This window comes from Alcanivorax sp. (assembly GCF_040119285.1).
GTDB lineage: Bacteria > Pseudomonadota > Gammaproteobacteria > Pseudomonadales > Alcanivoracaceae > Alcanivorax.
Genome location: NZ_JBEDTY010000004.1, coordinates 189663 through 205768, shown reverse-complemented (window position 1 = coordinate 205768; position 16106 = coordinate 189663). Strand labels below are relative to the sequence as shown.

Annotated in this window: 14 protein-coding genes and 1 pseudogene; 5 read left to right on the top strand and 10 right to left on the bottom strand. The window is 53.9% G+C overall.

All coding sequences use genetic code 11. From position 1 onward, the window contains the following. The first annotated feature begins 161 nt into the window (after nt 1–161). Nucleotides 162–2048: a hypothetical protein gene (locus ABNH10_RS01910; RefSeq protein ID WP_349384502.1), complete on the top strand. Its 1887-nt coding sequence runs from the start codon at nt 162–164 to the stop codon at nt 2046–2048. Between the two features lie 66 nt (nt 2049–2114). Then, nucleotides 2115–4094 carry a bifunctional 2',3'-cyclic-nucleotide 2'-phosphodiesterase/3'-nucleotidase gene (locus ABNH10_RS01905; protein ID WP_349384501.1) on the top strand — a complete coding sequence of 660 codons (1980 nt, stop codon included), beginning with the start codon at nt 2115–2117 and terminating at the stop codon, nt 4092–4094. A gap of 66 nt (nt 4095–4160) precedes the next feature. On the opposite strand, the gene ABNH10_RS01900 is transcribed toward ABNH10_RS01905, so the two are convergent. Next, complete coding sequence (locus ABNH10_RS01900) at nt 4161–5084, bottom strand: DNA ligase (protein ID WP_349384500.1); 924 nt, start codon at nt 5082–5084, stop codon at nt 4161–4163. Nucleotides 5085–5157: 73 nt separating this feature from the next. Here ABNH10_RS01900 and msrA point away from each other — a divergent pair, with 73 nt between their 5' ends. Continuing rightward, complete coding sequence (gene msrA, locus ABNH10_RS01895; protein ID WP_349384499.1) at nt 5158–6219, top strand: peptide-methionine (S)-S-oxide reductase MsrA; 1062 nt, start codon at nt 5158–5160, stop codon at nt 6217–6219. A 49-nt stretch (nt 6220–6268) separates the two neighbouring features. On the opposite strand, the gene ABNH10_RS01890 is transcribed toward msrA, so the two are convergent. Both ABNH10_RS01890 and ABNH10_RS01885 read right to left on the bottom strand, forming a co-directional pair. Next, nucleotides 6269–7198 (bottom strand): DUF808 domain-containing protein, encoded by a 930-nt coding sequence (locus tag ABNH10_RS01890; RefSeq protein ID WP_349384498.1) that lies wholly within the window; start codon nt 7196–7198, stop codon nt 6269–6271. A gap of 49 nt (nt 7199–7247) precedes the next feature. Beyond that, nucleotides 7248–8594: a Na+/H+ antiporter NhaC family protein gene (locus ABNH10_RS01885; protein WP_349384497.1), complete on the bottom strand. Its 1347-nt coding sequence runs from the start codon at nt 8592–8594 to the stop codon at nt 7248–7250. Nucleotides 8595–8824: 230 nt separating this feature from the next. Between ABNH10_RS01885 and ABNH10_RS01880 the strand changes: the two are divergent. After that, a pseudogene (locus tag ABNH10_RS01880) lies at nt 8825–8935 on the top strand (transposase); the annotation flags it as partial. Nucleotides 8936–9869: 934 nt separating this feature from the next. Here ABNH10_RS01880 and ABNH10_RS01875 read toward each other — a convergent pair. Continuing rightward, complete coding sequence (locus ABNH10_RS01875) at nt 9870–10139, bottom strand: TfoX/Sxy family DNA transformation protein (RefSeq protein WP_349384496.1); 270 nt, start codon at nt 10137–10139, stop codon at nt 9870–9872. 960 nt (nt 10140–11099) lie between these two features. On the opposite strand from ABNH10_RS01875, the gene ABNH10_RS01870 reads away from it, so the two are divergent. Beyond that, complete coding sequence (locus ABNH10_RS01870) at nt 11100–11279, top strand: hypothetical protein (protein ID WP_349384495.1); 180 nt, start codon at nt 11100–11102, stop codon at nt 11277–11279. Here the strand turns inward: ABNH10_RS01870 and ureG are convergent, their stop codons facing one another. From ureG to ABNH10_RS01840, 6 genes are all read right to left on the bottom strand, one after another. Then, entirely contained in the window at nt 11280–11927 is a 648-nt protein-coding gene (gene ureG / locus ABNH10_RS01865) for an urease accessory protein UreG (protein WP_011589986.1), read from the bottom strand. A gap of 140 nt (nt 11928–12067) precedes the next feature. Continuing rightward, nucleotides 12068–12757, bottom strand: a complete 690-nt coding sequence (locus tag ABNH10_RS01860; RefSeq protein ID WP_035459755.1) for an urease accessory protein UreF — start codon at nt 12755–12757, stop codon at nt 12068–12070. Nucleotides 12758–12764: 7 nt separating this feature from the next. Continuing rightward, on the bottom strand, nt 12765–13349 hold the full coding sequence (locus ABNH10_RS01855) for a HupE/UreJ family protein (protein WP_051428716.1): 585 nt from the start codon (nt 13347–13349) through the stop codon (nt 12765–12767). 45 nt (nt 13350–13394) lie between these two features. Continuing rightward, nucleotides 13395–13925 carry an urease accessory protein UreE gene (gene ureE, locus ABNH10_RS01850; RefSeq protein ID WP_062810756.1) on the bottom strand — a complete coding sequence of 177 codons (531 nt, stop codon included), beginning with the start codon at nt 13923–13925 and terminating at the stop codon, nt 13395–13397. 21 nt (nt 13926–13946) lie between these two features. Then, the gene (gene ureC / locus ABNH10_RS01845) at nt 13947–15641 is read right to left on the bottom strand and encodes an urease subunit alpha (RefSeq protein WP_269763799.1); all 1695 of its coding nucleotides are present in this window, start codon (nt 15639–15641) and stop codon (nt 13947–13949) included. 142 nt (nt 15642–15783) lie between these two features. Further along, the gene (locus ABNH10_RS01840) at nt 15784–16089 is read right to left on the bottom strand and encodes an urease subunit beta (RefSeq protein ID WP_011589991.1); all 306 of its coding nucleotides are present in this window, start codon (nt 16087–16089) and stop codon (nt 15784–15786) included. Nucleotides 16090–16106: the final 17 nt, after the last annotated feature.

Genomic DNA, 16106 nt, shown 5'->3' with positions numbered 1-16106 from the left:
CTATCATGAGCCCCTGATGACAAGAATATAAAATTTATTCTAAATGCCAACCCTGCCATACATTCACCCGAATTCATCAAACTATCACGATCTTTTTACCGCATTTTCTTGTCATGGCGTCAGCCTTGCCGTCTCCCTTTCTTGCTCAAAGATGACTGCACATGAAAAAACGCCTCCTTACAATACCGGCTGTCACCACTCTGCTCACCGGGCTCTGCGCCAGCGTCAACGCCGCTCCCTACGACTGGAACTATCCGGCACCGATTAAATCTCCCGGCGCTAACGATAACGGCAAGGTGGTGCTCTTCGATGTCTCCCACGGGGGTACGGAAGGCAATGCCGACTGGGTCATCGACGGCGGCTTTTCCGATTTTGCTGACAGTCTCGCCAATGCCGGTTATACCGTGCAGGAATATCGCGGGGTGGATAAAAACAGCGACGGCGTTATCCAGTTCGTCGATGACTACACCCATCCCAGCACGACCAACAGTAACGCTAATGAAGCGGTGATTACCTACAGCGCCATTAGCCATGCCGACGTATTGGTGCTGGCTGAAAGCAACCGCCCTTTCACCCAATCGGAATTACAGGCGCTGGAAAATTTTGTCGCCGATGGCAAGGGCATCTTCTTTGTTGCCGACCACTATAACGCAGACCGCAACCTGAACACTTGGGACAGTACCGAAGTATTCAACGGCTACAATCGTTCCACCTTGCCCCAGTTCAATGTAGGCGGCAGCTACGGCGATCTACGCAACCCGGGCACCGCCAACGGCTGGTTAGCCCAGGAGTTCGGTATTCGTTTCCGCTTCAACGCCATCGACTGGCATAGCGGCGCCAGCGGTATCGAACCCGCCAGCCAAGTGGAAGGCCTCACAACCGGCGTGGGCCCTGTGCTGATGGCCGGCGGCGCCACCCTTGCCATCACCGACCCCAACAAAGCCAAGGGGCTGGTGTACTTTTCCACGAGCGACAGCCCCAGCCGCTGGAGCCACGCGGTGGATTCGGGTCTCTACTTTGGCGGCACCGCCGAAGGCCCTTATGTAGCCATCGCCAAATCCGGGGCGGGCAAAGCCGCTTTTATTGGCGACTCCAGCCCCATCGAAGATGCCAGCCCAAAATACAAACGTCAGGATAACGGCAATACCAAAAGCACCTACCCAGGCTGGACCGATGCCGGTAACGCGGCTCAGCTCAGCATGAACCTGATCGACTGGCTTGCTACACCGCAAAGCTATACCCGGTTCGACACCAGCGCCCATCCAGCAGGCACGGCTACCCCAACCCCCATGGCCAGCGAAGAGCTGGACGATCCGGATAACGGCCAGCCCTGGAACACCCCCTCCGGCGGCTATAACCCCTGGGGTGCCAGCACCTTTGACTACGCGGCCTACGGTGCACCGGACGGCCCGGGCGGCAACACTGGCAGTGGCAACGGAAATGCTCTATCCGTGAGCGACGCTCTAGCCGAACCCACGGGAACAACGGTGACGGTGGAAGGCGTGATCACCCAAGCCATCAACGGCGAGTACGCGCTAGAAATCCAGGACAGTGCCGGCAGCGCCACGCTTTACGTGAAATTGGAAAGCCAGTATCGCAGTGCCTTTAGCCCGCAGAATAATCCGCAGGTGATCGGCGAGACACTCCAGGTCTCTGGCGAGCGTGATGTCTACATGGGCGAACCGAGCATCGAATACGTCACCGACATGCAATGGGTGGCCAGCAATGCATCGAGCGGCACGTGTGGCAGCAATGGCGCCGTCTCGGTGAATGATGCCTACGCCAGCAGCCAGGGCAGTCCGCTCACCGTCATTGGCGAAGTGATTGGCGGCGTTAACGACCCCCATGCCCTGGAGCTGGGCGACCTTGTCAGCAGCACCACCCTCTACGTGAAATTGGAAGCGGATCAGCGCGCCGAATACAGTCCCGCCAACAACCCCGCCATGGTCGGCCAGACCCTCAAGGTGGACGGCGTGCGCGACCTCTACATGAGCACACCCAGCCTGGAATCCGTGAGCCATCTCGCGGTAATGGGTAACTGCCCCTGAAACACCCAAGACATCACCAGCGGCGTTCGCGTCGCCCTTCTTTCAACTCAACACACAGGAAACACCATGAGCACTTCACTGCGATCCCTGCTGGTTCTGTCTCTCGCCGGCGGCGCCTTGCTGAGTGGCTGTGGCGGCGATGATAACAACCCCCCACGGGTGGATCTTCGCCTGATGGAAACCACCGACATCCACGCCAACGTAATGGACTATAACTACTACAGCGACAGCGTGGATAACGGCCACGGCCTGGTACGCACCGCCATGCTGGTTAAACAGGCCCGCGAGGAAATCACCTACCCGAGTAACTCCGCGCTGGTGGACAACGGCGACCTGATCCAGGGCAGCCCTATGGGTGACTGGCGTCAAGCTCAAGGGCTCACCAGCGGCGAGGTGCACCCGGTCTATAAAGTCATGAATGAAATGGCCTACGACGTGGGTAACTACGGCAACCACGAATTCAACTATGGCTTGGATTTCCTCGCCGAGAGCGTAAACGACGCCGCCTTCCCTTACATCAGCGCCAACGTTTTTAGCGCCGACGGCAGCACCCCCTACTTTGACCAGTACACGCTAATCACCAAGACCGTTTATGATCGCGACGGCAACCCTCACGAGCTGACTCTCGGTTTTATCGGCTTTCTACCGCCACAGATTATGCAGTGGGACAAGAAGAACCTGGAGGGTAAGGTCAGCACTAAAGACATCAAGGCCGTTGCCGAGCTGTTGGTCCCGCAGATGAAAGCGGAGGGCGCGGACATCATCGTCGCCATCCCCCATTCCGGTATCAACACCACCGCCTATTCGGAAAACGCCAAGGCAGAAAACAGCAGCTGGTACCTTGCCGATGTGGAGGGCATCGACGCCATCATGTTCGGCCACAGCCACCTGACCTTTCCTTCCATAGACTTTGCCAAAACCGCCAACGTGGATCTGGAAAAAGGCACCATCAAGGGTGTGCCCTCGGTGATGCCCGGCTACTGGGGCAGCCACCTGGGCATCATCGACCTGACTCTGGCACTCAATGAAGACGATGAAAGCTGGGCCGTGGTGGACAGCATAGTAGAAGCGCGAGCTCTAGACCCGGAAAGCGAGGCAGACGCCGCACTGACCGCATTGGTCAAGCCCGACCACGACGCCACACTGGAGTACATGGACCAAGTGATCGGCGAATCCACCGACGACATTTTCAGCTTCCTGGCCGTGGTAAAGGACGACCCTTCCATCCAGATCGTTAGCGATGCCCAGAAAGCCTATGTGGAAGACGCCATTGTCGGCACCGAGCTGGATGGCCTGCCGGTGCTGTCTGCTGCGGCTCCGTTCAAGGCCTGCGACCGCAAGGGCGTCTGCGCCGAAGAAAGCAGTTTCACCGTGGTGCCCGCCGGCGAGCTGAAAGTGAAAAACATTGCCGACCTGTACCTGTATAACAACCGCCTGATGGCGGTTAAAGTCACCGGTGCCGAACTGGAACAATGGCTGGAGTGTTCCGCCTCGCAGTTCTTCCACATCACCGATACGGCTGACCGGCAAGAGCTGGTGGATTTCAGTGGTTTCCCCACCTACAACTTCGATGTGATCGACGGCGTCACCTACCAGATCGATGTAACCGAACCGGCCCGCTACAACGGCGACTGTGTCAAGGTCAGCGACGGGACGCGCATTGTCGACCTGCAATTTAACGGAGCCGCCATTGATCCTGACCAGACGTTTCTTGTTGCCAGTAACGACTACCGCGCCCACGGCGGTAAATTCGCCGGCACGGGTGGCGATCATGTGGTGATTGAATCCCCGGATGAAAACCGCCAGGTGGTGGGTAACTACATTCAGGCCAACAGCCCGGTAACGCCTACCGCCGACAACAACTGGTCCTTCGCACCCATCCTGGGTTACAGCAGCAATCTGGAAATCGTATTCCGGGTCCCCAATACCAACCGCGCAAAGAATTTTGTGGCGGATGCGGTTGCCGGAGCGGGTGGCAGCTTCCTCGCCACGTTACTGGACGACAGTGGTAACGAAGCCATCTACGAACTGAACCTGCAACCCTGAGGCCACCCCGGCCTGCCCCACGGTGGGCCGGGTAATATCGCTGTAACCGAAACAGCACAGGCGCCCTTACGGCTCGGCCAAAGGTTCATCGCGTCGAATACGCAGAAAACCGGCAAAGCGGGGCAGCCCCGTAGCCGTTTTCCCGAAATACTTGTACGTCACCGTGGCCCCCAAGGGCGGCGGCGCCTTGCGCTGTTTATCAGTAAAGCCGGTCCCCAGCTTGAATTGACGACCATCCGCCCTTTCAACCACCAGCGCCCCCATCATGCCACGGTATTTCCCCTTGCCTGCTGTGTAGCCAATCACCACGGCTTCCGCATCTTGATGGCTCTTCACTTTCAACACCGCATCACTGCGGCCCGCCTGGTACAGGCTATCACCGTGATGCAGCATCAGCCCTTCCCCCCCTGCCGCCATCACCTTGTCTAATCGCTGCAATAATGCCGCGTGACTGGAGACGGGCTGCTGCTCTATAACCGAAAACGTATAGGCATTACTGGCCACCGCCAATGTGCGCATTTGTTCAATACGCTGAGAGAACCGTGCGCCACTGTCGGGCAGATCAAACACCTTGTACTGGATCTGTCGCCATTCGGCTGCCAGCGGTTGCAGCCGGCGAACGGCGGCGGATACGTCAGAAAAGCGGCCCCGGCCCATCCATAACTCTCCGTCCATAGGCGTACCCGGGTAGCCCCGCACAAACCAGCTCGGGGCATTAATCACGTGCCCACCTTTGCTGATCAAGCGCTCTCCATCCCAATAAGCCCTCACCCCATCCAGCTTCTCACTGACCCAGTACCCTTGCAGCGCCACCCCCTGCTCATATGTTTGCGCAAGTTGTAATGCAGGAGGCTGCGCCAGACAGCAAGCCGACACAATCCACACCCCAATAATGGCCAACCCCTGCCAGCTCTTCACGGTATTCTCCCCTGCTTCTGTCAGGCTGGAATCATGGCAGATACCGGCCGCTTGCCCTGTCCGCTTACGCATACCCGTTATGTAAGCCATAACAGTTGCAACAAATCGCGACCGGCTGCATCCAACAAGCAGGAGGTAAATCATTATGAGAATGATCACATTAGCGGGACTGCTGGTTATCAGCACACCGTCCCTGGCCGCCGAGGCCTATTTTGCCGGTGGCTGTTTCTGGTGTACCGAGTCCGATTTCGAGCAGCTGGACGGCGTCAGTGAGGCTATCAGCGGGTATGCGGGTGGCAACGTGACCAACCCCAGCTATGAACAGGTGGCCGCTGGCAGCACCGGCCACACTGAAGCCGTAAAGGTTATCTATGACCCCGACGTGGTTAGCTACGACAACCTGCTGACCTGGTTGTGGCGCCATATCGACCCCACCGACGCCAACGGCCAATTTGTGGACCGGGGCACCCAGTATCGCAGCGAAATTTTTTATCAAACTGATGAAGAAAAAGAGACTGCTGAAGCGTCCAGGGCGAAACTGAAAGAACGTGGCCCCTTTAAAAAACCCATCGTCACAGAAATTACCAAACTGGATAGGTTTTATCCCGCAGAAGATTACCATCAGGACTACTACAAAACCCACTCGCTCAAGTACAAGTATTACCGCTATCGATCCGGTCGCGACCAGTTTCTAAAAGAGCACTGGGATGATCCAGATCACCGCCCTTGGCTTGTAAAAGACGTAACACAATCCTGGCAGGGAGCAGATAAATTTGAGCGCCCAAGTGATTCGGATTTACAAAAAACGTTACCAAAACTTACCTATAAGGTGACCCGCGAAGACGCCACCGAACAAGCTTTTCACAACCCCTATTGGGACAATAAAGAAAAAGGCATTTATGTGGATGTGATCAGTGGCGAGCCACTATTCTCTTCAGCAGACAAGTATCAATCCGGCACAGGTTGGCCGAGCTTCACACAGCCTATAGATGAGGCTTTTATCACCGTTCACGAAGACAACACTTTATTCACCACTCGTACCGAAGTGCGCAGCCGCCACGCGGACTCGCATCTGGGCCATGTCTTTGGTGACGGCCCAGCGCCTACAGGCAAGCGATGGTGCATGAATTCTGCGGCAATGCGATTTATTCCTCTGGAAGAAATGGCCAAACAGGGGTACGAAAAATATCTTTCCTATTTTCAATAGAGCATCCGAAAAAGCGAGAGTTTTTTCTCGCTTTTTCATTTTCTCCTTATCATTTTCTAAAAAAATTAACGCCCTTTACTGCAAACAAAACAATGCTGCCAGCGACAATGCCCAGCACTACATTTATTATCATGGGCATCAAAACACTCAGCACGGAAGCCATGGGAAAGGTCGCCATCTCTTCGTCCAGATAATGCAACACATCGTGGCTCATCGGTAAGCCATGAAGCAAAATCCCCCCACCCACCAAGAACATGGCAGCCGTTCCTGCTACAGATAAAAACTTCATTAATTTGGGAGAAAAACTGAGCAATATTTTCCCTAAAGCGGTATGGAATTTTCCTTTTTTTTCTTTTCCATATTCAATCAAATACAAACCTGCATCATCCAGCTTAACAATGCCAGCTACCAATCCATAAACGCCTATGGTCATGGCCCCCGCGATAAGACTTATCACCATAATTTGCTGTAAAAAAGGCGCAGCCTGTACTGTTCCCAGAGCAATAACGATAATTTCTGCAGACAATATAAAGTCCGTTCGTACAGCCCCCTTTATTTTGTTTTTCTCAAAGGATACCAAGTCCACTTTGGGGTCGGACATGGCTTGGATTCTTTCTTTATGCTCTTGAGATTCTTCCGCGCCATGAAAAAATTTATGCGCCAGTTTTTCCACACCTTCATAGCACAGGTAGGCGCCACCCAACATCAGCAATGGGGTAATCAACCAAGGCAAAAAAGCACTGATCAACAATGCTGAAGGAACCAGAATACATTTATTGCGCATGGAACCTTTAGCCACGGCCCACACCACCGGAAGCTCACGTTCTGCACGCACGCCCGATGCCTGCTCCGCATTTAACGCCAAGTCATCGCCCAGCACCCCAGCGGTTTTCTTGGCTGCCACCTTGGTCATCACCGACACGTCATCGAGCACTGCCGCGATGTCATCCAGCAACATCAATAAGCTTGTTCCTGCCACGTTATTTATCCTTAAAAATTTCTAGAAAAATCTGGTTTCTAACCTGTTGTCACTTTACAAACGTCAACCTAGGCCGGTTAATCGTGATCGCGACAATGCCGACAATGGCCAGAACCCAGCAATAATGGATAGAACCGATTAACGCCAACGGTGAAAGCTTGGCAATGGAGCAGGCCAACAACACTTGCGCGCCATAGGGAATTAAGCCTTGCACCACGCAGGAAAAAATATCCAGCATGCTGGCAGAACGCCGCAAGTCCACACCATGGTCGGTGGCAATATCACGGGCCATCTCCCCAGTCAGCACAATGGCCACGGTATTGTTGGCCACAAACACATTCGCAAACACCACCAGCAGGGCAATGCCCATTTCACCAGCCCGCTGCAACGGCAGCCTAAGCCAACGCGTGAGGCCATGAATGCGCTCAATAACCCAGCGGGTGCCGCCCTGGTCGGTCATCAGCTGAGACAAGCCGCCAATCAGCATAGATAACAGCATGATCTCGAACATGCCCTGGAAGCCTTCATAGATCGCGCCATTCATGGTGGCAAGATTATAATCTTCCATCATCGCTATGCCGGTGGCGCCCGCAGCGACAATACCGATTATCAGTACCGCCAGTACATTAAGCCCGCTGAGTGCCAAACCAAATACCAGCAAGTAAGGTACCACTAGAGCAACCTGAAAAGGTTTGCTCTCTACCTGGTGCTCACCACCGCCCAACACGATTAGCAAACCCAGAGTCAGCAAAGCCGCCGGCACCGCAATCCAGATGTTGACCCGAAACTTGTCCTTCAACGACACACCCTGGCTACGTGTAGCTGCGATGGTGGTATCAGAAATCATCGACAGGTTATCGCCAAACATGGCGCCACCCACCACCGCGCCCAACGCCAGTGACATGGGCAACCCGGTAGCGCCGGTAAAGCCCACCGCAATGGGGGCCGTTGCCGCAATGGTGCCCATGGACGTACCCATGGCGGTGGCGATAAAAGCAGAGATCAGAAATAAGGCAGGCAGCACCCACTGGGAAGGAATAATGCTCAGGCCAAGTTGGACGGTGGCCTCCACACTGCCAATGCTAACGCTGACACTGGCAAAGGCGCCGGCCAGCAGAAACACTAAACACATGAGAATAATGCTGGGGTGGCCGATCCCCGCCACCAAGCGCTCCACACTGGTATTTAATCGCTGCCCGGCCAATCGCGCCATCAACATGGACAATACAATAGCGACCATGGCCACCACTGGCGCCTTTATCTGGTAGAAGGCAAAATCAGTATCGGCAGCGGTGTAGTACAAACCACTACCAAGAAACACCACCAGAAAAAACAGCAAAGGAAGCAACGGCCAAGCGCGTGAGCAAGAAACAGCTTGGCTATGTGGGTCGGCCATGGAGAATCCCGGTCAATCAATGATCGACCCAGTGTAGAGCTTCCGGGGCCATGTCGATAGCAATCTTAGCTTGCGGTTGAAAGCTCAAATGATGGCGACTCGCTGCATATTCGTTCGCCTTCTCTTTTATTTTTGTTGTGCTATAGAAGTCCGCGGAATTGTCCACTCCCCCTAAACTGAGACAGACCTGATTAGGGTTTTCTGGGAATATCACATCTCAGGAGACGACAATGAAGAAATCACGGTTTACTGAAACTCAGATCGTATCAATCCTCAAAGAGGTCGATGCGGGCATGAAAGTCGAAGAGATCTGCCGAAAGCACGGCATCAGCAATGCCACCTAATGCGCGTGAACCTGGTCGCGAGATGAAATGATACGTTCGTGAAGTGGTAGGTGCTCTTTCGGAATAAGCGATGTGTCGAGTTTGAACTTTTTACTGACACCATGCGATAGCTTATATGGCTTACAGTACTCAACAAGTGTAAAGCGGAAGGCGGGCCCGATAAACGAGTTTTCCGATTGCGTGGGAATCACATTCAGTATTTGCCAAGCATTGTTTAGCCAGGTGATACAAGACACGAAGTGGACGAATTTCTCTTCCTGCTCACTCATGGGAAAGCCCTAACGCCGCCATAATAGGCCGACTGGAGCGCAGCGTAAGGAGGTCCAGCGGAACGAAGTGGAACGATTTTTGATGGCCTTGTTATGCAAACACCACATATAGTGCTATACATACGTTATCAACAGCTTATCCACAGAAAAAACACAACATATTGTGCTTGATTAAAACCATACACAACTGCACTCTTAATCAGTGGTCTAATTTTGAAATTCTAACGCCAAAATCGAAAAGCCCCCAAAGGCAAGCCTTTGGGGGCTATAAAACCTCCGGCCAGAGAGATTTAGGTGGATAGTGTAACTCTAGCGCAAGAATTCTGAAGTTATTTGCCGCACAACTTTCAATTAACTTTTAGAGATTTATATTATGAGCCTTAAACCAGGTCCAAAACCGATAGCAAAATCAACAGGAAAGCCTGACCAACGCCGACGTGACAACAAAAGCACACCGGGAAATAATCCGGCTTTAAAACCAAGTAAATCATCAAAAAAATAGGACGGATTGCTGAAAGGCTACCTGAGTTGTAGCATTTCAGTATAACCCTTCTGATAATTTGCACACTGTGCATAACGCCCACATAAAAGGCGGAGCGCCAGCGACGTCCAGCGCAACGCAGTGGAGCGATTTTTGATGTGCTTGTTATGTTTGCCGCGGTTCATTTGGGTAGGCCTGCTGCAAGCCTTAATTTTGTTTTTTCTTTTTCAGAAAAATCATCCCAATACTTATCTTTGATTGCACCTTCTAGCGAATATAAGTAATAGCAAACAGGAAGATGCTTGTCAGGGTTTTGATCAGATAGCCACTTGTAGGCCTTGGCTGCCCCTAGCTTCCTTAGCTCTGCTTCGTTTGTAATACCAAGCTCATGCAGCCTAGATGCAACAGTTTTTCCAATATTCTTTAATTCAGGAAGAGATTTGTTTGCCATTAGTCACGCCCTCCTTTGAAACATAACGCCAGCCATCATGCGCTTGTCGCATGCATGGCATTGTTAAGTGGATCACCTCACTTACACCTAAGAGGGACCATATTAAAATAGGAAATTGCACCCAGCGCGCCTAGAGCAAGCATGCCCAACAGGCCTGGCGACTCACCAATAAAGTTATATGAAATCACCATATATAAAAGCAACGGAAGCAAGCTAGCGAAACCGATCACTGCTTGCTTGGGGTGCACCAATGTGATTTCTTTATCGCAGCAACGGCACTTAATTGGGGTTATTCTAGATATAGAAACAACTTCCAACCAAGACAGGCGCTCTTTGCAAGATGGACACTTCCTCATTGCTTTACCATTTAACGCCTTGCGCAGCGGCGCGAGGAACGAGCGTCCGGCCCCGAAGGGGCGAACTGCCGCTACTTGTTATGTCTTTTGACTTGACGAGCAGCTTGCCACACATAAAGAACAAGCAAGGCAACCTGAGCGGCATAGTCATAAACACTTGTTTTCCAATGATCTGGATGGACATCACTTGGCTGAAATATAACTGTCGTTGCTATAAGGCACAAAAAAGCCAAAATCAGATAAACAAAGGTAGCAATGATCAATCTAGCCACAAGCAAAACTTTCATCCTCCCTGGACATAACAGCGTATTCAGTCGAACGATTCGACATATCTTTTTTCGACATAATTCTTAACAGGCCACCGTATATAATTCCGATAAACCCATAGCATTTAGCAACTTACCCAGGAAGCGAGAACCTTTCGCATCTGACAAAACTCGAACGAGCGGCCTATTTCCGGGGGACTCCATGCACATTTAAGTCGCAATCTGAACCAAAGATCAATGACTTAGCGAATTTTGAGATATCGCCTACACGCATTTGCGTTTTTTTCTGTTGAGCACGGGTTTCCATAGCCCAAGCAGCTATGGGTAAGGAGAACGTTATGAGCAATAGAACCACAGATATTCCGGGCTTCATTCCTGACAAGCCCGTAAAGCTACTTGATCAAGCCCGTGCCTGGCTGCGCAAAGCCCTATGGTGTCGTCAGCGGTGCTCCTGTGTAGAGGGTTTTCATAGCCACAAAAAAGCCCGGCTTAGCCGGGCTTGCGCTGTTCATTCATAATTAACCGCTTACCGCTTTCTCCGAATGGCTCACCAGCATTCCTTCCTCTACAACAAACCCAATAATTTTCTCCAGCCCCTCCACATCATTTCTTAAATTGGAAAACGCCCAGGGCTTTTGTCCGCGCATGCGGTTGGTGTCTGATGCCATGATGCCGAGATCGGCACCCACCATCGGTGCGAGGTCGATTTTGTTGATGACGAGCAGATCTGACTTGGTAATGCCGGGGCCGCCTTTTCTCGGGATTTTTTCGCCGGAGGCCACATCGATGACGTAGATGGTGAGGTCCGCCAGTTCCGGCGAAAAGGTGGCGCTAAGGTTGTCGCCGCCGCTTTCCACAAACACTACGTCCAGGTTGCCGAATTTACGCGCCAGGTTTTCTACTGCGGCCAGGTTCATGGAGGCGTCTTCACGGATGGCCGTGTGCGGGCAACCACCGGTTTCCACACCAACGATACGTTCCGGTTCCAGAGCCTGCGCTTCGGTGAGGATGCGCTGGTCTTCTTTGGTATAAATATCGTTGGTGACTACGGCGATGTGGTAATCGTCGCGCATGGCCTTACACAGTTTTTCCAGCAGGGCCGTTTTTCCGGAACCTACTGGGCCGCCGATACCAACGCGCAGGGGGGATTTATAATCGGTTGTCATGGTTGTCTCCGTTGTGTGGTGCCTATCGAGGTGTTGGGCTTCACGTGTAAGCACGCTCCCACATCAATTTTTCACGGCTATGCCGCCGCAGCTGCTTTGTTAGGTGCTCTTCTTTGTTTGGTGCCCTTCTTGAGCCTGCCTTATGATCGGAAGAGCCGGCAGTATTGGGTTTCGTGCAGGCAACTGGCGATGGCCATGGCGGGCGAGGAGGAGCCAATATCGTCGTCATCCATGGCCAGAGCGTGCTGGGTAATCGCGGCCAATTGATCACTGAAACGATAGAGCTCTCTCTGCCCATCACTCTGGCCAAGAGGAATTAACTTCACGGCCACGATCACCATGTTTTCCAGCCAACTCCACAGGTAACCGTTGAGCGCTTGCTGCAGCTCGATGCCCCAGCGGGCACTCGCCAGGGCGAAACCTGCTAATTGGGTTTGCGCCAGCGCATGGCGCCATTCGGGTTGCTGCAGCTCTGGCCAATTCGCAGCGTCTGGGAGCCTGTCCAGTACCATGGTGAGGGCGTGGCCACGCTGACATTCTTCCGTTCGCAGCTCACGGGTTTCTCGCCAGGCCAACAGGGTGTGCGCCCAATGGGTAAAGGCTTCACGATCCTGATGGCAACTGGCGTGATGGAGCCGCGCTAGTACCGGTAATTCCAAGGTTTGGACGCTGCTTTGCAGCAAGGATTCGAGCCAACAATGCAGGTCATCCGCATTTTTGATCCAGCCACACTCCACGGCCCACTCCATGCCTTGCGAATAGGTAAAGGCACCAATGGGCAGCGATGGGCTGATCAATTGCTGCAAACGAAAGAAGGCGCTGTTATTCATGAGGCGATCAGCCTGCCAGCAGCATTAACGCGAGGGCGGCACCCCCAGCCACAATGGCGCGCAAAGCGGGAGCAATTCGCTGTAACTGCTGGCCTAGCACCAAGCCGGCTACCATTAGCACCATAGAGCTGACGAAGAAGCCTGACGCAAACCCGCCCATGCCACCGCTCATTTCCACCCCGTGGGCCCAGCCGTGCGCGCCCAATAGAACAGCCACCACGCAAGCCGCCTTGCCCCGCGAGCCCGCTGGAAACGCCAACGCTGCGGCGAACGATAACGCTGATGCGGTAATCAACCACTCCATGGCCACATGGCCGCCCAGTGCCACGCCACCAACAAAACCCGCCGCCAAGCTAACGCCTGCAGCAATCAACGCGAAGCGTTTTTCTTGCAGGCGAATACCGGCCAGTAAGGCGCCGAACAGCACCAAGGCCACAAGGTGATCCATGCCGGTAATTGGATGCATAAGCCCGGCGGTAAAGCCGCCATGAACGTGGCCGCCTTCGCCGGTATGGGCCATCGCGGCCATGGGGCTTATGGCAAGCCCACAGGTAATAACAGCAGCGGTAAGCTTGTGTTTTGTGTTGTTCATGCTGTGCTCCTTTAACGTACCAGTGCCCTTTGGCACCGTGAGAAATCAGTGGTTGTGAGTGTGCGAGTGTGGCTTTTCGTGGGAATGGCTGTGCGCATGGCCATGTGAATGGCCACCGCCTTGCTGATAGGCACCCGCTTCCGGTTCGAAGGGGGCCTGCTCAACCTGTACGTCCACGCAGGTGTCGGCGTCCGGAAGCTGACGCACCATGTCGTCGAGCACATGGTCGTGCTGGTAACGAACAAAGCCGGTTTCGATCTGCAGCGGAACGTGACGGTTGCCCAGGTGATAGGCCACCTTGGTTAGCATCAGTGCATCACTGCAAACAATGGTGGAAACGGTTTCGTTGGCGGCCAACACCTTGACCAACACTCCGTCTGCATTGGTAAGCACATCCCCACCGCGAAGCAGGGTGCCTCGCTCTAGGAATAGGCCCACGCCTTCGCCGGATGTCAGCTGCACTTTTTGCCGGCTTTTGATCCGTGCATCGAGCGGTAGGCTGAGGGTTTTTAGTCTCGCCGGATCGATTTTTTCCAGCGCGGCGGTATCGGTAATTTTTTTCGTCAGTTCGATCATGCTTGTCTCGTAAACAATGCGTTAAAACAAAAAATAGCGCTGCGCCATTGGCAACACTTCCGCCGGTTCGCACGTTAGCAGCTGGCCATCGGCACGTACTTCATAGGTCTGTGGATCCACTTCCAGGTGTGGCAGCCAATCATTGAGCAACATGTCTTTCTTTTTCACTGTGCGGCAGCCTTTCACCACACCAATGCGGTTGGCTAATGTGAGTTGCTCAGGGATACCCGCATCCATGGCGGCCTGGGAGATGAAGGTCATGGTGGTGGCTTGGCGAGCCTTACCGTAGGCCCCAAACATGGGGCGGTAATGAACTGGCTGGGGTGTAGGGATGGATGCGTTAGGGTCGCCCATCTTGGCCATGGCGATCATGCCGCCTTTAATGATGAGGTTGGGCTTTACCCCAAAAAAGGCCGGGCTCCACAGTACCAGGTCGGCGAGCTTGCCCACTTCCACCGAGCCGATTTCATGGGCCATGCCGTGGGCTAATGCCGGGTTGATGGTGTACTTGGCTACGTAGCGTTTGGCGCGAAAATTATCATGTTCGGATGGGTCGCCTTTTAGGGAACCGCGCTGCACTTTCATCTTGTGGGCCGTTTGCCAGGTGCGCATCACCACTTCGCCCACACGCCCCATGGCCTGGGAGTCTGAGGCAATCATGGAGAACGCACCAAGATCATGAAGGATGTCTTCCGCGGCAATGGTTTCGCGGCGAATGCGGGATTCAGCAAACGCTACGTCTTCTGGAATACTCGGATCCAAATGGTGACAGACCATGAGCATATCGAGGTGTTCATCGGCGGTATTCACCGTGTAAGGTCGCGTCGGGTTAGTGGACGAAGGCAGCACATTGGCAAGCCCAGCAGCGCGAATAATATCCGGCGCATGGCCGCCCCCGGCTCCCTCGGTGTGATAGGTATGGATAGTGCGATCTTTGAACGCGGCGATGGTGTCTTCCACAAAGCCGGATTCGTTCAAGGTGTCGGTGTGGATCGCCACTTGAGTATCCGTTTCTTCTGCAACCGAAAGGCAGTTGTCGATAGAGGCGGGGGTGGTGCCCCAGTCTTCGTGCAATTTCAGGCCAATGGCGCCGGCGCTGATCTGTTCGCTCAGGGATTCCGGCAAGCTGGCGTTACCTTTGCCAAGGAACCCCAGATTCATTGGAAAGCAATCCGCCGCTTCCAACATTCGGGCCATGTTCCAGGGCCCGGGCGTCACTGTGGTGGCATTGGTGCCGGTGGTGGGCCCGGTGCCGCCACCGATCATGGTGGTGACCCCGGATGCTAATGCTTCGTCGATCTGCTGCGGGCAGATAAAATGGATATGCGAATCAATCCCCCCCGCCGTAATGATGCTGCCTTCACCAGCAATCACATCGGTGCCGGGGCCAACAATGATATCCACATTCGGTTGCACATCTGGGTTACCCGCCTTGCCAATGGCCGCAATTCGCCCGTTCTTAATACCGATATCCGCTTTAACGATTCCCCAGTAGTCGAGGATCAAGGCATTGGTAATGACCAGGTCCATAACCTTCGCCGAAGGCAGCTGGGATTGGCCCATGCCATCACGAATTACCTTGCCGCCGCCAAATTTCACTTCGTCACCATAGACGGTGAAATCTTTTTCTACCTGGATCCACAGATCGGTATCGGCCAGGCGTACCCGGTCACCTGTGGTGGGCCCGAACATGTCGGCGTAGGCTTGTCTGGACATTGTTGCCACGATGATTCTCCTGTTCTTGCATCTACCGGCTGGTTATCGGCAGCCTTTCCGAAATGCGGTGTTGTACAGGCGCCGGCCTGCTTCCCATGGCGCTATTTCCACGGGAAAGTTCGGCCCTAATGAAAGGCGCGATTCAAAGCGGCCCCATGACCTTGCCCTGAAACCCGTACACTTTTCTTTGTCCTGCATACGCCACCAGCTCTACTGTCCGGCTCTGCCCTGGCTCAATGCGCACGGCGGTGCCGGCCGGAATATTGAGCCGGAAGCCTCGGGTTTTTTCTCGGTCGAACTGCAGGGCATTGTTAGCTTCATAGAAGTGGTAGTGAGAGCCCACCTGAATGGGACGGTCGCCCGTATTGGCCACTTCCACGCTGAGCGTTTCCCGCCCAGGATTGATCTCGATGTCGCCGTTCTGAATAGCGTATTCGCCTGGAATCATTTGGCTTCTCCTATAGC